Origin of the sequence: Proteiniphilum sp. UBA5463 (assembly GCF_002427225.1) — a bacterium.
Lineage (GTDB): Bacteria > Bacteroidota > Bacteroidia > Bacteroidales > Dysgonomonadaceae > Proteiniphilum > Proteiniphilum propionicum.
Genome location: NZ_DIQL01000005.1, coordinates 94,225 through 115,204, shown reverse-complemented (window position 1 = coordinate 115,204; position 20,980 = coordinate 94,225). Strand labels below are relative to the sequence as shown.

General features: G+C 40.4%; 14 protein-coding genes. 7 read left to right on the top strand and 7 right to left on the bottom strand.

Annotated features, from left to right (window positions below; genetic code table 11):
- The first annotated feature begins 11 nt into the window (after positions 1-11).
- The 7 genes from B3B27_RS01620 (at position 12) to B3B27_RS01590 (ending at position 11,343) form a co-directional block, all read left to right on the top strand.
- A complete protein-coding gene (locus tag B3B27_RS01620) occupies positions 12-3,404 on the top strand; it encodes a DUF1080 domain-containing protein (protein WP_286846737.1) in 3,393 nt (1,130 codons plus the stop codon).
- Positions 3,405-3,974: 570 nt separating this feature from the next.
- On the top strand, positions 3,975-4,484 hold the full coding sequence (locus tag B3B27_RS01615) for an ECF transporter S component (protein WP_238841660.1): 510 nt from the start codon (positions 3,975-3,977) through the stop codon (positions 4,482-4,484).
- A 1-nt stretch (position 4,485) separates the two neighbouring features.
- On the top strand, positions 4,486-4,887 hold the full coding sequence (locus B3B27_RS01610) for a phosphoribosyltransferase (RefSeq protein ID WP_238841659.1): 402 nt from the start codon (positions 4,486-4,488) through the stop codon (positions 4,885-4,887).
- Positions 4,884-6,785, top strand: coding sequence for a TonB-dependent receptor plug domain-containing protein (locus B3B27_RS01605; protein ID WP_286846736.1), 1,902 nt, complete (start codon positions 4,884-4,886; stop codon positions 6,783-6,785). The genes B3B27_RS01610 and B3B27_RS01605 overlap by 4 nt, the downstream gene beginning before the upstream one ends.
- 220 nt (positions 6,786-7,005) lie before the next feature.
- Positions 7,006-7,947: a DUF362 domain-containing protein gene (locus B3B27_RS01600; RefSeq protein ID WP_238841658.1), complete on the top strand. Its 942-nt coding sequence runs from the start codon at positions 7,006-7,008 to the stop codon at positions 7,945-7,947.
- 228 nt (positions 7,948-8,175) lie between these two features.
- Entirely contained in the window at positions 8,176-9,879 is a 1,704-nt protein-coding gene (locus B3B27_RS01595) for a 4Fe-4S dicluster domain-containing protein (protein WP_238841657.1), read from the top strand.
- A gap of 216 nt (positions 9,880-10,095) precedes the next feature.
- Positions 10,096-11,343 (top strand): hypothetical protein, encoded by a 1,248-nt coding sequence (locus B3B27_RS01590; protein ID WP_238841656.1) that lies wholly within the window; start codon positions 10,096-10,098, stop codon positions 11,341-11,343.
- Positions 11,344-11,434: 91 nt separating this feature from the next.
- Here the strand turns inward: B3B27_RS01590 and B3B27_RS01585 are convergent, their stop codons facing one another.
- The 7 genes from B3B27_RS01585 to B3B27_RS01555 form a co-directional block, all read right to left on the bottom strand.
- Positions 11,435-12,037, bottom strand: coding sequence for a SagB/ThcOx family dehydrogenase (locus B3B27_RS01585; RefSeq protein ID WP_286846735.1), 603 nt, complete (start codon positions 12,035-12,037; stop codon positions 11,435-11,437).
- 154 nt (positions 12,038-12,191) lie between these two features.
- Positions 12,192-13,208 carry a LacI family DNA-binding transcriptional regulator gene (locus B3B27_RS01580; protein WP_286846732.1) on the bottom strand — a complete coding sequence of 339 codons (1,017 nt, stop codon included), beginning with the start codon at positions 13,206-13,208 and terminating at the stop codon, positions 12,192-12,194.
- A gap of 9 nt (positions 13,209-13,217) precedes the next feature.
- Positions 13,218-14,081, bottom strand: coding sequence for an ROK family protein (locus B3B27_RS01575; RefSeq protein ID WP_286846730.1), 864 nt, complete (start codon positions 14,079-14,081; stop codon positions 13,218-13,220).
- 230 nt (positions 14,082-14,311) lie between these two features.
- A complete protein-coding gene (locus B3B27_RS01570) occupies positions 14,312-15,187 on the bottom strand; it encodes a creatininase family protein (RefSeq protein WP_286846728.1) in 876 nt (291 codons plus the stop codon).
- Positions 15,188-15,387: 200 nt separating this feature from the next.
- Complete coding sequence (locus B3B27_RS01565; protein WP_286846726.1) at positions 15,388-18,033, bottom strand: glycoside hydrolase family 2 protein; 2,646 nt, start codon at positions 18,031-18,033, stop codon at positions 15,388-15,390.
- Between the two features lie 325 nt (positions 18,034-18,358).
- The gene (locus B3B27_RS01560) at positions 18,359-19,189 is read right to left on the bottom strand and encodes a hypothetical protein (protein WP_286846724.1); all 831 of its coding nucleotides are present in this window, start codon (positions 19,187-19,189) and stop codon (positions 18,359-18,361) included.
- Between the two features lie 33 nt (positions 19,190-19,222).
- Entirely contained in the window at positions 19,223-20,947 is a 1,725-nt protein-coding gene (locus B3B27_RS01555) for a RagB/SusD family nutrient uptake outer membrane protein (protein WP_286846721.1), read from the bottom strand.
- Positions 20,948-20,980: the final 33 nt, after the last annotated feature.

Sequence of the window (20,980 nt, the reverse complement as noted above, 5' to 3'; positions counted from 1 at the left end):
AATAAAAAAAGATGAAACATATACGATTTATCATATTTTTTCTGAGCCTTCTGATAACTGCCGGAATTCAGGCTCAGACACCGCAAGGTAGAACCGATGCTACCATCATCGCCGATGCACTGGCCCAACTGCCGGCAGACACCCCGAAGAATTACAACCAGATTATTTCAGATTTAGTCTCCACCGGTGAAAAGGGACTGCTGGAAATTATAGGAAGGATGAATCCTCCCGGAAAAGAGAGTAACGAAGTGCTGGATTACGCCATTAGCGGCTGGACCAGCTTTGTGGCAAACGACTACAACAAACGATCAGTGGCTGAAAAAGCATTCGGAAAGGCACTCGCCCAACCTCTCGATAAAGAGGTGAAGGCATTCATTATACGCCAACTCAGAAAAATAGGAACTGACGAAAGTGTAAACGTATTAGCCGATTTCCTTACTGACAGCTATCTCTCAGACGATGCGTCGCAAGCGCTGGTAAGTATCGGAACAGAGAAAGCTCATGATGCTCTACTGATAGCTCTCTCCTCAGGTGGATCGGATGAGATAAGGCTCAACCTTGTTAACGCCATTGCCCAGACCGATTACCAAAAAGCCGAACCGGCCCTGCTTAGCCTGTTAAGCAACAGCACACAGGAAAAAATGGAAAAAGTAATTCTCAATGCATTAGCCAATGTGGGGTCAGAAGATGCCCTTGAACCATTAAGAGAGGCAGCGGCAAAGGCCGGATTTGCATATAATAAAAACAGTGCCACTGCATCATATATCAAATTACTTGACAGGCTCAACAACGGCAACCCCAAACTGGTAGAGAAAGAAGCAAAGAAGCTACTTTCCACTGCTTCCAGACAGAATGACACGGGACTGAGGAGTGCTGCCATGCAATTGATCCTGGCACAGGAATCCACGAAAAAAGTGAACTTATTGAAGAATGTTATTAAAGATGGTGATATCACTTATATAAACGCTGTGCTCAACGCATACCCTTTTCAGAATGATAAAAAAGCGAATGAGCTGATATTAAAGGAGCTATCCTCTAACAAATCGACCCAGATACAGACAACCCTTATCTACTGGTCTGCAGAAAACAACGGAAAAACAGCCCTTCCTCAAATCATAAGGCTTGTAAAATCTTCTGACAAGGAAGTGCAAAAGGCTGCAGCTCATTCTCTTGCAAGAATCGGTGGAGATGAGGCTCTTATTGCATTAGCTGCCCTGCTAAAAAGCGATGATAAAGAGACAGTTACACTAACACAAAATGCTTTATCAACCTTTGACGGTGATATATCTTACACCCTTGCATCAGTTTTTAACGAATGCGGAGATGAGGGGAAAAAGGCAATCCTGCAACTTATTGCAAACCGCAAAATGGAGAGCCAATACAATCTCGTTTATAATCAGATATTTACTGGCAATACAGTAGTGAAAACCGAAGCTGCAAACACACTGAAAGAGGTTGTAACTGACAGAAACCTATCTGACCTTTTCACCCTGCTTGAGCAGTCCGATGCAAGCTATGCACCCGCAATACGGCAGGCAATTAATGCGGCACTCAACTATCTTCCGGCGGATGAGCAACTGAATCTGGTTGCCGGAAGAATGGGTAAATCTGCCAACAAACACCTCTATTACAGCGCCCTTGCAAACAGCGGAACCCCGCAGGCAATGGATCTTATTTCCAAAGCATATGGTAAAGAAACCGGTAAAAATAAAAGCGCTGCTTTTGAAGCACTTGCCGGATGGAAATCGTTTAACGTTGTTTATCCTCTTTTGGATATAGCAAGAAGCAGCAAAAACAATCAGGAACTGGAAAAGGTAACCGATGCGCTTGTTTCGACAATCGCCGGATCTAATAAAACAGGTGCCGTTAAATACCTCTTCCTGCGCGAAACGATGTCATTTGCCCAAAACGACAAACAGAAGAATGAAATTATTAAACTGATGGGCACTACCGCCCAATACCAGGCAATGCTTTTCGTTGCTCCCTATATGGAGCAGCCTCAAACAAGCGAGACAGCTGCTATTGCGGCAATGAATATTGCAATTAACAATCCCTCTTTTGCCGGCACAGAAACAAAGAAAATACTGGATAAAGTAAGTCAAACACTTCAAAATCCAGATGCAGACTATCAGAGGCAATCCATCCAGAAATATCTCTCGGAAAACTCACAGGAGGGAGGATATATTTCTATCTTTAATGGGGAAAACCTGGACGGATGGAAAGGATTGGTGGCAAACCCGATCAAAAGGGCAGCCATGAACAAGAAAGAACTTACTCAGGCACAGCAGAAAGCAGACAAGGAAGCAGCAGAAAGCTGGATTGTTGAAGATGGAGTACTGCTCTTTACGGGAAAAGGCGACAACCTCTGTACCGAGGAACAATACGGCGATTTTGATATGCTAATAGACTGGAAACTGTATGAAGGGCCTGAACCTGATGCTGGCATCTATCTTCGCGGAACTCCGCAGGTACAAATATGGGACACAGCAAGAGTAAACGTAGGTGCACAAGTCGGGTCAGGCGGGCTCTATAATAATCAGGTGAATCCCAGTAAACCACTTAAGGTGGCAGATATAAAGGTGGGTGAATGGAATACATTCCGTATCAGGATGATAGGCGACCGCGTTTCGGTGTGGCTTAACGGCCAGCTGGTAACTGACAATGTCATTCTGGAAAACTATTGGGATCGCAGCCAGCCGATATTCCCTGTTGAGCAAATTGAGTTGCAGGCTCACGGTAGCAAAGTGGCATATCGCGACATCTTGATCAAAGAACTGGAACGCCCTGAACCATTCAAACTCTCAGAACAGGAGAAAAAAGAAGGGTTTGAGGTACTCTTCGATGGTACAAACATGCATCACTGGACAGGAAACACCACCGACTATATTATGGAAGATGGAGTGATAGCAGTATATCCTGGTAAGAACTACAGCGGAATCAACCGTAACCTCTACACCAAGAAAGAGTATGATAATTTTGTCTTTCGTTTTGAGTTTATGCTCACACCCGATGCCAACAACGGGCTGGGGATTCGTACTCCGATGGAAGGTGATGCTGCCTACCAGGGTATGGAGCTGCAGATTCTCGATAATGAAGCACCCGTTTATAAAGACCTGCAGAAATATCAGTATCACGGGTCGGTATATGGGGTGATCCCAGCTAAAAGAGGCTTCCTTAAACCGACAGGCGAATGGAATTACCAGGAAGTTATTGCCGATGGAGACAATATTAAAGTAATACTGAATGGGACAACAATCTTAGACGGAAATATTCGTGAAGCTGCCAAAAACGGAACGATAGATGGCAGAGAGCACCCGGGACTTTTCAATAAAAAAGGACATATCGGATTTCTGGGACACGGAACGGTTGTGAAATTCAGGAATATAAGAGTAAAGGAGTTGTAGATCTTTAGTATAATATCAACATTAAGATTTTATTGTGCCGGAAAAGATTATAAGTTGCTTTTCCGGCACAGTTTTTTAGAAATTGCTTTGTGACAGAAACAACAACCAAGTGTTTTATTTAATGATTGCTTATAATATATTGGTTAAAGGATAAATTATCATTGCGTTAAACTTTACTGAAATACAACAGTGTTTCTTGCTGACTCTCATTGTATTAAAAAAGTATTTAACTAACCATCAAGAAAAATTACCTATAATACAATTAAAATGGAAAATTTAAAAACATATCTGCTTGAAATATTTTTTTTTTACATTGCAATAGCAGCTCAGACAACACAATCTAACTATCAAATTCCATATCGGCAGTAAAGAAGCCCATATGATTGAAATAATCGCAAATAATTGATTTGATCATTACAAAATAAAGTTTTTTGACTGGGTTTTTTAATTTTTTAAATAAAAAAACCCAGCATCAGCAACGAAATACAAAATTTTCTTTATAGTTTTGTATATGTTGAAATATGCCTCCAAGAATAGTTACATTTATAAATCGATATAAAACTGATCACTATGTCCACAACAGCTAAACTGTATTCTTTAAGACTAAGCAACACGAAAACCTATCTATTCGCTGCTGTTTTTATTGCAGGAAACCTTCTGTTACCACAGCTGGCACACCTAGTTCCGCAAGGTGGGTTTATATTTTTGCCAATATATTTCTTCACCCTGATTGCCGCTTATAAATATGGCATTCATGTGGGACTACTAACAGCTATCCTGTCACCCTTGGCCAACAGCTTACTATTTGGCATGCCACCGGTAGCTGTACTTCCAGCCATAATGATCAAATCGGGCATTCTGGCTATCGCTGCAGCAATGGCTGCAAAACATTTTGGAAAAGTGTCTCTATTAGGCATTTTGATTGCTGTCATAGCCTATCAGGTTATCGGAACGGGTATTGAGTGGATAATGACTCAAAATTTCACCGTTGCTGCTCAGGATTTCCGTATCGGTATTCCCGGAATGATTATCCAGCTTTTCGGCGGATATTTTGTGCTGAAAGCACTGGCCAGAGTTTAAAATGATTGAAGTAAAACCTTTCGAAGAGGTTATGAAAAAGTTTCGCGAGATAGAGTTCCGCGAGACTTTCGATATGATTGTGGCAATTGCCAACGGGGGTGTAATACCTGCTGCAATCATCAATCAGCGTTTGAACGTAGAAATACAACTGTTAAAAATAAACCTGCGAGATCCCAGCCAAAAGCCAAAATACGACAGCCCGGTACTTGTCTCTCCAATAAATTTCGAATATAAGAATAAGACAGTGCTATTGGTTGAAGATCGTATAAAAACAGGTGCTACAGTAGATTTTGCTATCAATCTTTTACATGGCGCCAGGCAGATAAAAACCTTTGCCGTGAACGGCAGGGCTGATTATTCGCTATATGACGAATCATGTTTCAGATTTCCCTGGATTGTATGAGAAGAATCACCTTTTTTATTTTTTCCTGCTTATTAGTGCCCCATACGCTGCTGGCGGGAAACGGGTACACCGATAACGAAGAACTGAATGACACCATTCGCCTGGATGAGGTGATAGTTACGGGTAGCATGCCGAAAGTAAATCTGCGCAATGTACCCATGAGTATTTCCATTGTCGGAGAACAACAGATACGAAACCGGCTAGAGCCATCGCTGCTTCCCATACTTACGGAGGAAGTGCCCGGGCTCTTCATCACACAGAGAGGCGTTATAGGATATGGTGTGGCAAATGGCGCCGCTGGCGGAATGAGTATCAGAGGAATAGGGGGAATGCCTACATCGGGAGTATTGGTTTTAATTGATGGCCATCCCCAATACATGGGACTTATGGGACATCCGCTGGCGGACAGTTATCAATCAATGATGGCGGAACGTGTGGAAGTAGTCCGGGGCCCCGCTTCTGTTCTTTATGGCTCCAACGCTATGGGTGGCGTGATCAACATCATAACCAAAAAGCAACAACAGGAGGGACTTCAACAATCTGCCCAAACTATGTACGGCAGCCACAACACGTTTAGTGGAGAAGTAATGAACGGATGGAGGAAAGAGAGGTTGCAACTTGTAGGAAACATCGGATACAACCGCTCTGACGGTCATAGGGAAAACATGGAGTACAGGCAGGTAAACGCTTATGGAAAGGCTGGTTATCAATTATCCGGAAATTGGTCGGGATTTATCGACCTCAACCTCTCTAATACTAAGTCATCCAACCCGGGATCGATCTCCAACCTGATGATCGACAATGATGCCGATATTTTGCGGGGAGTAGCTTCTGCTGTTTTGGAAAATGAATTTACCCACACATCGGGAGCATTAAAATTCTTTTATAATTTCGGCAGGCATGAAATAAACGACGGTATCTCAAGCCTTTCATCCTCTCTGCCGCCTGACTATCGTTTTCGTTCAAATGACCAAATGTTTGGATTTTCAGTCTCTCAGTCCTATTCTTTTTTTGAAGGAAACAAGACAACTGCCGGACTCGATTTTCAACGCTTCGGAGGAAAAGCATGGAACAAATTCAATGACAAAGTGAATAATGAAGAGTTAGCAGATGTTCACCTCAACAATCAGGCGGGTTACGTGAATGTGCAGCAAACTTTACTGGATAAATCACTTACAATAAACACAGGCATCCGCCTCGATCATCATGAAATAAACGGTTCAGAATGGATACCTCAGTTTGGAATAAGTTTCACTCCTTCATCTCCCACAGTAATTAAAGCCATCGTAAGCAAGGGATTTCGCAATCCAGCCATTCGGGAGATGTATATGTTCCCGCCGAAAAATCCCGGTCTGAGGCCGGAACAACTCTGGAATTACGAACTATCGTATCTGCAAACTCTATTGGGAAACAGATTTAACATAGGAGTAAACCTTTTTTACATAAATGGTGATAATATGATACGTGTGGAACCGGGTATCGGTAAATGGAGCAATACCGGAAAAGTAGAAAACAAAGGTTTCGAGATAAGCTCTATTTACATGGTTACCAATCGCTTGCGACTCTCGAGCAACTACAGCTATCTCTATATGAGACATAAGATTATTGCTGCTCCTGAACATAAGTTGTATGTGAGCGGAATATATACCAAAAATCGGTTGAATTTTTCTACAGGCATGCAATATATTGGTAATCTGTACAAAGCCGTCCGCCCTGAACATATAAAGGAAAATTTCCTGCTTTGGAATGCTCGTGCTGGATTCAAGGCATCAGAGTGGCTTAATATCTTTTTAAAAGGAGAAAACCTGCTTGACCAGAAATATGAGATCAATGCTGGATATCCCATGCCTGGAGCTACAGTTTCCGGAGGGTTACAGGTGCAGTTTAAGTATATTTAAAAAAGCAGGTAAACTTTACGCAAAGATGATAATTACAAACGAAAATCATTTTTATGCTTATAAATTACAAAGATGAGCCCCCTGTAAACAGCCTCTTTTATTGTAAACAAACCAATATAAATATTGATATCAATAATATATAAATAATTATTTATATATTAGTGGCTTTCGGAGATGACTCAAAGATTAGTAAATTAACAAAACCAAAATAAATTAGATTATGGACAGACGGAAATTCTTACGGGCGGTAGCTCTTACAGGTGCTGCCCTTACTACAGTAAAAGAAGTGGGTGCGATGAGTGTTCTAACCCAATCGTTCGAAACTACCAACGCAGCCTCAAAATACGATTTGGTGGCAGTAATGGGAGATGAACCCGAAAACATGTTCCGCAGGGCGATTGCAGAAATAGGTGGAATGAAAAATTTTATCAGCAAAGGCGACAAGGTTTGCGTGAAGCCCAACATCGGGTGGGACCAGCCTGTTGAAATGGCAGCCAATACCAACCCAAAACTGGTTATGGAAATTATCAAACAATGTTTCGACGCCGGTGCTTCGGAGGTTACAGTGTTTGATCACACCTGCGACGACTGGCGAAAATCATACACTAACAGTGGCATTGAGGAAGCAGCAAAAAATGCAGGTGCCAAAGTGGTTCCCGCCCATCAGGAATCATATTACAAAACAGTCTCACTGCCCAAAGGGAGAAGCCTTAAAACTGCAAAGATTCACCAGGCAATCGTGGATAGCGATAAATGGATAAATGTGCCTGTACTCAAAAATCATGGCGGCGCACAATTAACTATCTCAATGAAAAACTATATGGGGATTGTATGGGATAGAGGTTATTTCCATGCAAACGACCTTCAACAATGCATCGCTGATGTATGTACATACGAAAAACGGCCGGTCTTAAATGTGGTGGACGCTTATAGATTAATGAAAACAAGCGGCCCTAAAGGAAAATCACTCTCCGATGTGGTTCTCTCAAAAGGGTTGTTTGTATCTCAGGATATTATTGCCGCCGATACTGCTGCTGCTAATTTCTTCAACCAGGCTCGTGAGATGCCTATAGAAAAGGTGACCCACATTGCCAAGGGACAAGAATTGGGTATTGGTACTATGAATCTTGACAATTTAAACATCAGAAGAGTACGAATGTAATTCCGTCTGTTTTTATTTAGAGTTGTTCGGCGTAATAATCCGGTAATATCAACCGGATTATGTCTCTGCGTATAACCGAGAATGGAAGGAAGGAAGGAAGCAAGCAAGGAAGCAAGCAAGCAAGCGAGCATGGAAGCAAGGAAGCAAGGAAGCAAGCGAGGAAGCAAGGAAGTAAGGAAGTAAATAATAGAGTAAGAAAATAAGCAAGCAACAATAAAAGAAAACATTATGTTAAAAAAGATACGGGTTATTCTGTCTGTCATCCTGTTCACACTAATAACACTTTATTTCCTTGATTTCAGGGAAGTACTACCGGAAAGTCTTAGTATTCTGGCTGAGATCCAGTTTATTCCTGCACTCCTGGCACTTAATATTATTATTCTGGTATCACTGATTGTGCTCACCCTGATCTTCGGCAGAGTTTACTGCTCGTCCATCTGTCCAATGGGAATATATCAGGATATAGTAGCATGGCTATCCAAAAGATTTATCAGGAAGAAAAAATATAGGTACAGCAAGGCAAAAAATATTCTCCGGTGGAGTGTGCTTGCAGCCACTGTAATTGCTTTTGTTTTCGGATTTACCTTTCTGGTGGGACTTCTCGATCCCTACGGTGCATACGGAAGAATGGCAACACACCTTCTGAGGCCTGCTTATCTGGCCGGGAACAATCTGCTGGATACAATTTTCACCTCTTTCGATAATTACTCATTCTACAAGGTAGGGATCTACTCTCTGGGAGTTTTTTCAACCATAATAGCACTCCTTACTCTATTGACAATCGGTTACCTTGCATGGCGTGGCGGCAGGACCTGGTGCAACACTATCTGCCCGGTGGGAACCACACTTGGTTTGCTGAGCAAATACTCGCTATTCAGGATTCAGTTTATAGATGACAAGTGTAATATGTGTGGACTGTGTAGCATGAGGTGCAAGGCTTCCTGCATCGATTCCAGCAACAAACAGATAGATTACAGCCGGTGCGTTACCTGCTTTAACTGTATTGAGAGCTGCAACCACGATGCAATGAAATACAAGTTTATCATGCCTGTCAAAAGGAGACGGACAGATAATATTCAGGTAAACAGCTATGTGGAAAAGGAGATGTCGGAAAAAATGGATAAAACCGGGAAACCGGGAAGAACTGTAAAATCGGAGAAACCGGAGATAGCGGAAAAGACAGGGAATCCGCAAAAGATTAACAGGGTGGAAAGGACGGATAGACCTGAGAGAGCGGATAAACAAGATAATGATAAAAGATCTGTAGATGAATCGAAACGACGCTTCCTGTCCGCCTCCCTGGTAACCGGACTGGCAGCAGGGAGCCTTATCGCGCAAGAGATTCAGGGAGGGGTAATTCCAAAGCGTGATTTAAAACGTCAGGTTCCTATTGCACCACCTGGGGCACTTTCCTTCGACCACCTACGGGAAAAATGCATCTCCTGCCACCTCTGCGTAAGCAAATGTCCGTCACACGTTATAAAGCCTGCATTCCTAGAATATGGCCCCGGAGGAATAATGCAGCCCAAACTCTATTTCAGCAAAGGTTTTTGCAACTATGATTGTACAATCTGCGGAGAGGTTTGTCCCACAGGAGCCATCCTCCCATTAACCAAAGAGGAGAAGAACCACACACAAATGGGGCAGGTGCAGTTTATTGTTGAGAACTGTATTGTCTATTACGATGAAACTAACTGTGGTGCCTGCTCTGAGCACTGTCCAACCCAAGCTGTACATATGGTCCCCTATAAAGGCTCGCTGACTATTCCCGAGATTAATCCCGCTATCTGTGTCGGTTGCGGTGGATGCGAATATGTATGCCCCGCAATTCCTTTTAAAGCCATCTATGTGGAGGGATTGCCATCACAAAATGTGATAGAGATTGAGCAGGAAGAAGCTGAGGATGTTGTAATTGACGACTTCGGATTCTGAAAGGCCAGTATTATAGCACTTCGAAAACAAGTGGTTCTTCTTCGGGTAATAACGAGGTTGTTATTCCTAAATCGGCCATACTATGGACAGGGAAACGTTCCATCGTCTATGTGAAAGGTTTTGCAAGGTGTATGGTGGACTAAAAGATTTAATTTATCTTTGTTTTTTAAAACAGACATACAGGCCATAATCTCTTATATTTAAAAACATTAACAAATGAATAGATCTATATTTCCGTTGTTCATTATTTTTTTCATTCTCAACACTTCCTCTCTCTTTGCCCAGCAGGGCGACTCCATCCGCAACGAAATACTTAGTCGCCGTGCCAGTGACATGGAAATAATTTCTAAAGGGCGTTCGCTAACCCTGGAACATTTGCTGAAGGGCGATATATCCGCTTTAAAGGATGTAAAAGATTATCTTGCCGGTGAAGCATTCAATCCATACAAAGTCTATCTGCCCGTAGAATACTGGCTTCTATCATTCTGGACTGAAGATTACACCGAACTGCTTCATGAGGCAAAGCAGTTTTCTGCGAATATCGACTTGAATAATGGCGGTTACTGGCAAATGCCCGAAAGGTTCAGGCCTTCATCAATGTTGAGAATGATATCCGATAACGACCATCTCACAGAGGAGGCAGGAAAGAAATCAGCTGAATCATATCTGCCATTGACAGTATGTATAGACAATTCGGAGTTGAGCGTGGAAGAGAAGGAGTTTCTCAAATTGTGGCTATACTCACTTCTTTTCACGCCTGATAAAGTGGATGATGAACCGGAGATGGAAGAGGTAAATTCCATGGCGACCGGTTTTTTGGAAACCTACGAAAATAGTGAATATGCAGACTACACACGCAGGTTTATCCGCTACCGGTTCCGGCCGGGTAACTGGGGGTTAGGATATGAGTTCTATCTGGGGCATAACGCACTTACCGGCGGGCTGAGTCACCACTTCAGAAACAGTATCGCAGGCGGTTTTGCTCTGGATGCGCTTTACAAGGATTTCGACCTCTCCCTGCGTTTCAACTATGCTTCCACCAAAACCAACCGGGAAGTTATCAATCATAATATTAACTGGCCGGTCAATATCAAGGGCTATCTTATCGGAGCCGATCTTACGCTCCAATATCCGGCCTTCCAAAGTCGTGACATCAAGTTTATGCCTTTCATAGGTATCGGAGGAATGGGTATGGGACCAACTGATACAGAGATAAAGAGCCATCCCGAACTGGGTGATTTCAAGGAGTTGTCGGCTCTTAACTACCTGGCAGGACTGGAAATTAAACTGAATACCTGGAGCAAAGAGACAGACCTCTCCCGCTACGGAGGAACCTACATAGGAGTACGTTACACTTTTTACATACCCAACTACAACAGGGAAAACAACCTGCTGGATGGGAACATGCATATGGTTACCCTCAGCTTCGGTGGTTTCAGCCGTCCCCCTAAAAGGCATTTCTAATATCGGCAGAAGTGGTTAGGCTCAAACAGTCAACATATAGAGATATCTTAAAAGTATTATCTCGTAACTGTTGAGTATGTAACGATATCGATCAATCGGGATAGCTGACTGACTGGGTCAGTAATATCTCCTCATTGGGCTTCAGATTAAGCAGCTTGCCCAGCTTATCCTTATCGAACGATCCACGCACAACTGAACCAAGTCCCTCTGATGCACAGTAGAGATAGACGTTTTGCGACACAAATCCGCAATTTGTATAGGCATACTGCCTGCTGGAAGCCATATCCATGTCGGAGACAAAAACCAGATTAAGTGCCGCATCAGCAACAAAATCCTGGACACCTGTCTCAGCACGATAGTCCCCTTTTTTCACCTCTTTCAGAGTGTGGTTTCGGGCATCATAAAAATAAATCCCGTTTTTGATCACCACGTACAGTTCCAGTTCCTGGCGGTTGTTTGCCGTTGGTGCGGTGCGTTTATCATCGCGATTAAAACCATTGGCAGCCCACAACAGATCTGATAGTTGCCGTATTGTCAGCTCTTTGTCCCGGTAAGAACGGACTGATTTTCTTTCGTTAAGCGCCTGCATCAGTGGTTTTCCACCTGTTCTGTCGGGATCAGGCAATTTAATATCCTGTGCGGATAATGAGTAACCCATAAGTAAAACGGATGTAAGCATTATTAGTCTGTTCATAACAAACGATTTATAAATTCAACACAAATATAGATGAAAACTCAACAATATCAGATCCTTCTCCCTTTACTTTTTTTAAATCTTTCAATTAAATAGAGACAAAACTCAAAGAATAAATTACACATTCAAATTGAGCCATATAAATTAATTGAGTTCATCTCATTATTTTATGGGGTGTTGCGAGCGATGACCCTCTTATAATCAGATTCGAACTAAATATTTTTACAGTGTTAATGTCATAAGGTTGATCATTACATAAAGAAAGAGTAAATTTCCCTATTTCTTCCCCAATCTCTTTGTATGGCCGCTCAATGCCAGTAATTGTAGGTGTTGAATATTTACACTCCGGATTCTCATCAAAACTGACCACAGCCATCTGCTCGGGAACAGAAATACTATTTATTTTAGCAATAGAGATGGCTTGTAAAGCAGAAGTGAAATTAGGAAGTATTAAAGCATCGGGTCTTGACTTAAGTTTGATAAAACGGGTGATTACTTCATAAGTATCCTCAACTGTTAGTTCGCTGTATATCAAATAGTCTGGATTAAATTCAACATTATTTTCACTAAGCACATCTTTATAAGCCTGTATCCTCTCTTTGTAAATTGGACAATTATAGTGTTTAGCCGCAAAAGCAATTTTTTTGTAGCCGGATGTTACCAGATGATTTGTCAACATATATGAATCCATATAGTTATCGATTAAAAACTTTGGACAATCATAGTTATAGTTAACTCTGTTGAATAAAATTACAGGAATTCCTTTTTTCTCAACTTCCTTAAGGTGAGATGAATCACTTGTATCCATACTTTGTGAAATAATGAGGCAACGAATTTGAGAGGGATCTAATTTTGCCACAATTTCTCGCTCTATTTCAGCTGAATTAAATGAACACAGTATAGAAAAAAGATATTTATTTTGTAAAGTATGCTGAATTGTGGATAAAACCTGACTATAGAAATAATTATTGATTTCAGGTGTAATTATAGCTATGACATTAGCTTTGTTTAAAACTTTTGGGTTTATGTATCCTATCTCTATAGCTTTAGCAATAACTCTTTCCTTAGTCTTTATATTTACATTAGAGTTATCTGCCAAGGCTCGAGAAACCGTTGATGGTGAAATTTTTAGTTTATCTGCAATATCATATATTGTAATTTTCTTACCCATAGTGTTTGTTTACTTTTCAAAACATAATGCAGCCGCTCCATATATTGAAATATCAGGATTAGTAGACTTTAATATCTGAATATTCTTCAAAGTTGATTTGTAAATAAAAGTATTCACAGTTTTGAACATCGATTCCTGAAAATACCTGTAAGCCTCAGAAAGCCTCCCTCCAATAACAATAGCATCAGGATCTAAAGCATACATGATGGTTTTAACAGCATTTCCCAGATCCACACCAAACATCTCATAAATGGCTAAAGCAATTTTATCTCGTTTTTTAGCTCTGTTGAACAGAACATCATCTTTTATACCGTATTTTTCCTCAAAATATTTTACACTGCAATAATATTCATAATCATAGTCCTTATATGGTATAGAACAAAATTCACCGGCACCAGCATTACGTCCCGAGTAAAGTCTTCCGTCAATAATAATACCCACTCCCATTCCCGTACCAATAGTAATACCGGCAATATTATTAAAATCCTTGGCTACACCAAAATATTTTTCGCCTAAAGCAAAACAGTTAGCGTCATTATTTATAAAGACCTGAATATTAAATCTCTCTTCCAGGATATCTTTCAGATAAACCTTATTCCACGAAGGAATATTTGTCGGATTAAACACAATTCCTTCTTTCACATCAACCAGGCTTGGCATCCCAACGCCGATGCCCACAACCGAATCATTGTGTATTTGCCTTATTGAAGAAATAATTTCACTTAGAATAACCTCTTCCGGTTCTCTGTTATTTATCTCCCTGTGTTTAATTTCTGCAATAACACCGTTTTCCAACCTTGCCACGTGAAGATATTTTCCCCCAAAAATTACTCCGATAACATTTTTAAACAACTTTTCCTGATTGAATATCATTTGATTACCCAAATAGTCTTTATATACTAGAATTTTAAACAAAAATACTCCATTTTATCGTAACATCAAATTATGTTGAAATTACAATATTAAGTAAATGTGACGCTATAACATTTATTTGCCGAAAATACCCGGATGCTAGAAAGAGAGCTTCGACCGGGAAGAAAATTTCTATTGCAAACCGTGAAAAATAGCACGTGATAATTTTTGATAGAAAATGAATTTCCGCTCTATTGTTTTTTGTCTAAAGGATTTCCTGCTTCCCTTAAAAACTGCTCCTGCAATTCGGGGACATTCTTGTCTGCTTTAACATTACGAATAGTCTCCACAAATTGATCAACAACACTTTCCAAAATAAGCCTTCCAGCTTGTGCATTAGCTTTTGATCCATCTCCAGAATAATGATTGGGAAAACGAGCGTACCACCATATACCTGAATAGACGTTAGGGAGATTTTTCAAGCGGTCAAGGTCAATACCCGATTGTTGTCCCGCCTTTTCAGGATGTACCAGATCAGGCACAATGGCTTTTAATATAGATGACTCGCTATTTCCGGCATGCTGATCATAAGGATCATGCTGGGAAACAGCCTCCGCTTTTTTAATCACTTCGGGATCATAGGAAGGTTGAAACCAGTAAAGCGAGTAATCTCTCTTTTCTGATAGTTGCGCCATGCCAAAATAATTCAGAAAAGCGTTATTACCACCATGTCCGTTCAGTATGATGATCTTTTTGAAACCATTTCTACTAAGTTCGTTGAGTGTCTCCTGCAGCACTTCCCATATTAGTGAGGGAGAATAGGCTATGGTTCCAGGTTGATGCCTGGCTTCATTAATCTGACTGAAGTAGTACCACGGGAAAACAACTGTGTACTCTTTTTCAGCTGCACGAAGAGCAATCTCTCTAGCTATATAAAGATCTGTTCCTAATGGCATGTGAGGACCATGCTTTTCGAAAACGCCAATAGGAAGAATAGCAGTCTTGGAACTTTCTTCTACTGCATTTACAAACTCTGGTGCAGAAAGCTCTTCCATCTTATAAGGCAGATCTTGTGCCTTAAGGCTGATTAGGCAAAATAGTGCCAAAAATACTGAAAAGTGTTTCATAATAACAATATTATTTTAATTATCTTTCGCACGTATCCATGTGATGAGCATATAGCAAAATACAAACATTTCGATGTTTCGAGGGCTACCTGTTTTACGAAAATAGCGCTTAGACCTTTTGCAATCGCAAAAAAGAATGCGACTCTAAATATAATATGTTGAAAAATTTAGCTACAATTATAATATATGCGTAATTTGAATTATTTCAAATTAAAACCCTGAATTACAATATTCATTCTTTCCGGATTGCTGAATTGGCTACTATTACCAGCTACCGTCAATATGCGTTTTTCACCCGGAAGCAATGAAATGTAGTTATCACTCCAATACACGGGTAAGACCGGTTCATTTGTCTCTTTATCCACAAGCATAAATTCCAGGAAAAAGGCAATTTTGTTTGTCGGATTATGAATAGTTACCTCAAAATTCGCTCCATCCTTATCGGTTGAAATAGAATAATCATAATTCACTTCTGTTTTTTCTATACTGTTCAATGCCTTAAAATCAGCATGTTGTTTATTGGGAGTCCAGTACCAGGTACTCTTTTCAAAGTCTGGAATGTCCGGTTTTGTGGATAACCAGTAAAAATTATTTTCAACCGATTTTCCCTCATCATCCATAAGTCTCAAATCGAGAAAAAAGGTAGAGGATAGATTATCTACTTCAGGCATATTCAGTACTTTTTTTGACTGATTAGGCCCAATATCCAATTTTTCTACTTCATCGAACAACAGATTGGAGTTAATATCAAATATCTTTATCTGCAAAGAAATATCAGTCAATGAATCTTTTTTATCGTTGTTTACATAAATTCCATGATCACCATAATTATAAATAGGGAGAACCGGAGATGATGCTTTCTTAGTACCATAAAATGCACCATTGGGCATAAGATAGTAGTCGAACAACTGCCAGTAAAGCGTTGGCCAGGCAGAATTGTACATCCATTGTACTACTCCTGTACTATTAAACTTGTTTACCGCAAATGACTCGAACATAGGTCTTATGGCTTCATAGCTGCTTATTTGATTTTTCAGCAGAAACGTCTCAAGATCATTTGATTCCCCATATCGTGCATTAAAGGCACTAAGAAAACGATCCAGATTTTCAAATTCACCCCTGCCACTATAATAGAGCCATACACTATCAATAGGCCAGAGTGATTCCTTTGGAATCATTTTCTTTATACTTGGAAGCGGGGGAATCTGAGGGCCCGGACCCACCTCTGTGTTAAATCCGAATGCTCCGCCATACTGTTTGTCTACATACCAGTAAACAGGTGGAACCCAGTCGTAAGGTCCCTCCATTTTCACTCCTGTGGGGCCGCTGATAACACTTTGTCGTGGGTCGTCGTCTCCCATTAGCATGGAACCGCCACAATAGCTGAGAATGGGGCGAGTGGTGTCAATTTCTGCCATTATCTTGTTGAGCTTAATTTCCAGAGAGGGACGGGGTAACTTATCACTTCCATAAGTCCATATTGCAACACTGGGATGTCTGCGACGCCATAATACCTGATCCCTGTAATTTTTTGTATGCAATATCTCAGCTTCCTCTCCGCGGATCGTCACATAATCATCGTGAGGAATTCCAATATAACCCTCCCATTCCCAATGAGCAGACCAACCAAAAATAAGCAATAAACCACACTCGTCTGCCATATCCATAATAGTACGATTTTTCCCCCAGAAACCTTCGAATCGAAGCGAATTCAGGTTCATATGTTTAGCATACTTCACCATCGCTTCTACTTTCTTATCAGAATCTCCCAAGAAGATATCATCAACCCAACCGGCACTTCTTAGCAATACTTTTTGTCCGTTAACCATAAATCCCCTGAATCCAGATTCGTTCCAAAAATCTTCTATTTCCCTGATGCCAAACCGAAAATTCTCTTCATCACTTTTCTCGTTGTTCACCCGGAGAGTAAGTTTCAAATCATATAATGCCTGTTCTCCCATATTATTTGGCCACCATAATTTGGGGTTATTAATCTTCAGCTCATCAAAATCAGAGGGTGATAAAAAAACCTCACGTATCTCATTAGCTTGCAGCTGTACCTCCTGGCTTATTTGAATATTATTAAATGACGCGATAAGTGTACCATTTTGTTGATGGCCGGTATGATTGGTCAGTACAGTTGAAATTGTCAATTCTGCAGATTTAAGCGTGTTCTTATCTACTTTTGAGACAACATTAGAGTGACGCATTGAAAGTGGTCCGGTATGACTAAGTATAACATCTCGATAAATACCCATTAACCTATCGGGAGGTGTAGGATTCCAATCAACAAATCCCATATGCACATCCTCCCCGAACACAGGTGGAATAATTTCAACAGCCAGCATATTATCTCCTTTATGCAGAAATTGGGTAATATCGAAGTTCCAAACGCCATATGATCCCTGCACAGAATCCTTATCAGCAATCTTCATCCCGTTAAGCCAGATATTGGCTTTGTAATTAAGCCCCTCGAACGTGATCTGGTAGAAATCCAGATCGGACAATGCATCAATTCTAAACACTTTTCGATACCACCATGGAATTTCATATGGAGTTTTATCCATCTTTTCAAGGACAAATGGTTCAAAAATGTCAGGGAAGAGTCCATTTTGTATTAATCCGTTCATTACTGTAGCAGGGACTTTTACAGTATAACCAAATTTATTGTCAAAATCTGGTGATGAAATAAAAGAACCGTCAGCATTGATCGAATCTGAAGAAAACAGTTGCCATCCCTCATTAAGACAGATTCGATATTGCGTATTATCAGTCTCGGTAGAACATGATATGAAAAAAAGCATGCTCAAGATAATCCAGATTGTATTGTTTAATATAAAATGCATAAAAATAATATTTAATATTGCCTGCAATAGTCAGGTAAAAAAGTTTTGGGCACTATGTAGTACATTAACTATCAGTAGAATCTCCTTAATCAAACCTCTGCAATCTTTCTTGCTAACAGTCATGTAATTAGTTAAACATTTAACTAAACATCTACCTAAATATTGCTAAAGGAATTACTTCGAAAAAAAAGAATGATCGTTAATTGGTTTTAAAAGTACATCCGGCTCCACTGTTCCGAACCAGATGTACAACATTATCACACAGTTTCAAGGCTTTTTTATCTTAAAAACTTATTATCCTTATAAAAAATCTTTCTTATATGTTTTAGGGCTCCATCGGCTTAAAAACCCATACCCATCCTGGACTCCACACAACTGGTGTATTGAACAGGACCAATCTGTTCTCGGTGAGTTCTAGAATCCTATAATTCTTACCACCGCTTTCATGTTCTCCTCCTCCTTCAACACCCAGTATATTCGCATCTCCTACCAGTCTTAGTTCAGTCCAATCTGAATTTACAAACCAAAGAGTATTTCCAATAGGTTCAGCAGTTGGAGAAGCATAATAGGTGAAACCGGGAGAACCAATCAAACTGAATACCATACGCCCGGTTTCATCCGACGGCCCTTCATCAGGTTGCCACCAGAAAGCGTTGGGATCGGCATCAGTCATATACCACCAGCGAGTAATATCAGATTTATCAAAAACCCAGGTCTTACTCCCATCACCAACCAGATACTTCCACTCAGAAGGAACAGGGTGCTTATCATCAAGAAAACTAATATCTACATCAATTGTCTTGGTAATAAACTCACTGTTCATCAAATCACCATTTGGAATATATGCCGATGACACAACATATGTAAATGTTTGTTTTCCTGTTATAGGATATAACACTTTGGCTTCATCACCGTATGATTTACCTAGAATATAATCCCAATACCCGGTAACACCGGGAGTATTCATTTTTAGTGTAAAATAGTTGCTCCCAGGTGAGGAGTGTATCACACTCAGTTCAATATCTTCAGGTTGGTACGTATTTGTTAACGTCTCTTTATCTTCAATTGGAGTACATGACATGAATAAACTTACTCCCAACAACAACGCCAAAATATTTATAGTAAATACTTTCATATCTTTTACGATTTTAAACATATGAACTAGTTTTTATTTTTTACATCAACCGGCCTACCAACCCGGATTTTGATTATAAACACCGTTGGAAAGTCGAATTTCGGATTCGGGAATTGGTAGCAAACCTTTTATTTCGGAACGGTATTTCACAGAATATGTAGCTTCCACATTATTATTTAAGACAGATGCCTCACGAGAGTAGTAATTTCGGGTACTGTTTTCCACATCACCCCACCTTACAAGATCGAACCAACGAACTCCTTCAAATGCAAATTCATACATACGTTCCTTTTTTAACGCATCTAGTGAATAGGAGATATTATTTAACCCGGCTCTGCTACGGACCTGATTTAACCCATCAGCTGTCCCGGTAAGTTCAGAGTGCATCAGCAACACATCTGCATAGCGCAAGTAATAGAAATCTTGAGCTGTCCATAACATATAGCTATCACTATCAGATCCAGGATTATACATATAATAAAACATACCCTTTACTCCCTGAGGCCCATCATGTTGAAGTTGTATATATTTCTTAATGATTAATCCGGTTTGATGGTACCCATTGTTTGCTGCCGGATTATAATCCTCAACACCTTCATCATCAGCATTCAGATCTAATACTGAGCCCCTCTTTCTGGGATCATTGTCAGGCCATTCGTTGTAAAACACCGGATGAACAGGCGCCCATCCCCATCCCTGGCCGTAGGGCACCAGTTCCTGTCCACGAACAGAAAAGAACAATACTCCCCAATTCCTGAATTTGGTATTATCCCATCCTGAGAATGCATATCTTTGTGCAAACATCACCTCGGTATTACCAGTACCCATCGTTGAATTTGGACCGTCCTGACCGACCCATTCCAGGCCCTCATTTTCTGCCCATGGCAAGATTACTTCCCCTGCTCTCTCATTTACATACGAATAAGGCCAAAGATTTCTAAAATCTGGAACAAGTTCATAACCACCTGAAGCAATAACATCTTCAAGGTGTCCTATAACATCGGTTTTGGTTATCGCTGATCCATCAGGTAATATCAGTTCATCAGTTGCACTCTTTTCTATATTAGTCATATATCCCGTATAGTGCAGAAAAGTTCGAGCAAGATATGCTTTTGCAACCCATCTATTGGCATGTCCGTAATCATTGATACTGATTGCATTAACATTAATATCTTCCATTAGGGATGCAGCCTTGTTGAAATCCTCTGCTATCTGCCCGAATGTTTCACTGTATGATGCTCTGGGAGAATCACGTGGTGTTTCTGTAGAATTTATCAGAGGCATTCCTCCAAAGAAGCGTGCTGCACGAAACATTAAAAAACCTCGCATGAAATAAGCTTCACCCAAGGTATTGTTCTTAAATACTTCAGCTTCATTTTCCGTTGAAAAATAATCGGTAAAAGTTGCATCCTCAATTGCTTCAATAATGCTGTTTGCACGGTAAACACCATTGTATGTTTCAATCCACAATTCTCGATAAGTATCATCCATAGGATCTAAAAAACCAGCAGCATTGTGAGCAAAAAAATCATCATTACCTCCACCTGCCAAAGTCAGATCTTCTAAAAGTGTAGCTGCAATTTGCTCATCTCCCAGACCTGTATTAGTCTGTACATACAGTGCATTATAGACACCACTGATTGCTTCTCTTATATCCTTTGGGGTCTGATAGAAATTCTGCGTATTCTTATCGAAAAGATTCCTCGTGTCCAGATGATCATTACAGCTGAACGCCATCAATAGCGATAACACAATTATCAAATATACTATTTTTTTCATTTGTTTTCTTTTTTACTATTGTACATTTCTCTC